Here is a 2,549-nt window from a genome sequence, read left to right as displayed (position 1 = left end):
GTCATGCGCCGGCCGCGTCGAAAAAGCGCTGTCGCACATTCCCGGCGTCACCCGCGCGACGGTCAACCTCGCCACCGAGAAAGCGACGGTCGACGCCGATGCGCATCTCGACGCCGCTCAGCTCGTCGATGCGGTAAAGCGGGCGGGCTATCGCGCATCGCCGGTGAGCGCCGCGCCCGCGGCCTCCGCCGCAGCCGCACCGGCTGCACCGGCCGCCCCGACCCGCCCCGCGCCGCCTGCCGCCGAAGACCGCAAGCGCGCCGAGGCGCGCCGCGAGCGCGCGCTCGTGATCGCATCCGCCGTGCTGACCGCGCCGCTCGCGCTGCCGATGTTCGCCGCGCCGTTCGGCGTCGACGCCGCGCTGCCCGCCTGGCTGCAGCTCGTGCTCGCGTCGATCGTGCAGTTCGGCTTCGGCGCGCGCTTCTACCGCGCCGCGTGGCACGCGCTCAAGGCACGCGCGGGCAACATGGACCTGCTCGTCGCGCTCGGCACGTCAGCCGCGTATGGCCTGAGCATCTGGCTGATGCTGCGCGATCCCGGCCACACCGCGCATCTGTATTTCGAGGCGTCCGCGGTGATCGTCACGCTCGTGCGCTTCGGCAAATGGCTCGAAGCGCGCGCGAAGCGGCAGACCACCGATGCGATCCGCGCGCTCAACGCGCTGCGCCCCGATCGCGCGCGCATCGTCGAGCGCGGCGTCGAGCGCGACGTCCCGCTCGCGCAGGTGCGCATCGGCACCGTCGTGCGCGTGCTGCCGGGCGAGCGCGTGCCTGTCGACGGCCGGATCGAAGCGGGCATCACGCACGTCGACGAATCGCTGATCACCGGCGAGAGCCTGCCCGTGCCGAAGGAGCCGGGCGACCGCGTGACCGCCGGCTCGATCAACGGCGAAGGCACGCTCACCGTCGCGACGACCGCGATCGGCGCCGAAACGACGCTCGCGCGCATCATCCGCCTCGTCGAATCCGCGCAGGCCGAGAAAGCGCCGATCCAGCGCCTCGTCGATCGCGTGAGCGCGGTGTTCGTGCCCGCGATCGTCGCGATCGCGCTCGTCACGTTCGCCGGCTGGCTCGTCGCGGGCGCGGGCGTCGAGACGGCGATCCTCAACGCGGTCGCGGTGCTCGTGATCGCGTGCCCGTGCGCGCTCGGCCTCGCGACACCCGCCGCGATCATGGCGGGCACGGGCGTCGCCGCGCGGCACGGCGTGCTGATCAAGGATGCGCAGGCGCTCGAGCTCGCGCAGCGTGCGAGCATCGTCGCATTCGACAAGACGGGCACGCTGACGGAAGGCAAGCCGACCGTCACCGCGTTCGACGCGATCGGCGTTGCGCGCGCCGACGCGCTCGCACTCGCGGCCGCCGTCCAGCGCGACAGCGCGCATCCGCTCGCCCGCGCGGTCGTCGCCGCGTTCGACGCCGACGCCGACGCGCGCCGCTCGCCTCTCGCCGACGCGCGTACCGACACGCCGCGCGCGGTCGCGGGGCGCGGCGTCGAGGCGCACGTCGACGGCCGCCTGCTCGCGCTCGGCAGCACGCGCTGGCGCGACGAGCTCGGCATCGCCGTGCCCGCCGACGTCGCGCGCCGCGCAGCGGAGCTCGAAGCGGCGGGCAACACGGTGTCGTGGCTGATGCGCGCCGATGCGCCGCGCGAGGCGCTCGCGCTCGTCGCGTTCGGCGACACGGTGAAGCCGCACGCGCGCCGCGCGATCGAACGGCTCGCGGCGCGCGGCATCAGGAGCGCGCTCGTGACGGGCGACAACCGGGGCAGCGCGGCGGCCGTCGCGGCGGCACTCGGCATCGACGAAGTCCACGCGCAAGTGCTGCCGGACGACAAGGCGCGCGTCGTCGCGCAGATGAAGGCGACGGCGGGCGACGGCGTCGTCGCGATGGTCGGCGACGGCATCAACGACGCGCCCGCGCTCGCTGCCGCCGACGTCGGCATCGCGATGGCGACGGGCACCGACGTTGCGATGCACACGGCGGGCGTCACGTTGATGCGCGGCGATCCGGCGCTCGTCGCGGATGCGGTCGACATCTCGCGCCGCACGTATCGGAAGATCCAGCAGAACCTGTTCTGGGCGTTCGTCTACAACCTGGTCGGGATTCCGCTCGCGGCGCTCGGCTGGCTGAATCCGATGATCGCCGGCGCGGCGATGGCGTTCTCGAGCGTGAGCGTCGTGACGAACGCGCTGCTGCTGCGGCGCTGGAAAGGCGACGCGCGCTGAGAGCCCGTTTGGAAATGCAAATTTCCGCCCTCGTAGCCACACTGATGTAGAGCGCTGCTTTGAAAGTAGCCCGTCGGCAAGGAATGCAGGCGTGGACCAGATGAGCTGGAATTCGCCGTTTCATCAATTTTCAAACGGGCTCTGAGCGTGAAGAGGCGCGATCCGCGCGTGAAGCGAGAGGCGCGGTTGAGCGGTTCTGCGCTTTTGCGTTTGAACGTTTGAACGTTTCAGCGGTCGGCGGTCGGCGGTCGGCGGTCGGCGGTCGGCGGTCGGCGGTCGGCGGTCGGCGGTCGGCGGTCGGCGGTCGGCGGTCGGCGGTCGGCGG

1 protein-coding gene is annotated in these 2,549 nt (G+C 72.5%); it reads left to right on the top strand.

What is annotated here, in order from left to right; translation table 11 throughout:
• Positions 1 to 2,224 (top strand): heavy metal translocating P-type ATPase (locus tag X946_RS04600; RefSeq protein ID WP_038744530.1); only part of this gene is annotated, 2,224 nt, incomplete at its 5' end.
• Positions 2,225 to 2,549: the final 325 nt, after the last annotated feature.

The sequence above is a fragment of the Burkholderia sp. ABCPW 111 genome (genome assembly GCF_000773065.1).
Taxonomy (GTDB): domain Bacteria; phylum Pseudomonadota; class Gammaproteobacteria; order Burkholderiales; family Burkholderiaceae; genus Burkholderia; species Burkholderia savannae.
The sequence above is the reverse complement of the archived record's forward strand: the minus strand, read 5'-3'. Positions and strand labels throughout refer to the sequence as shown.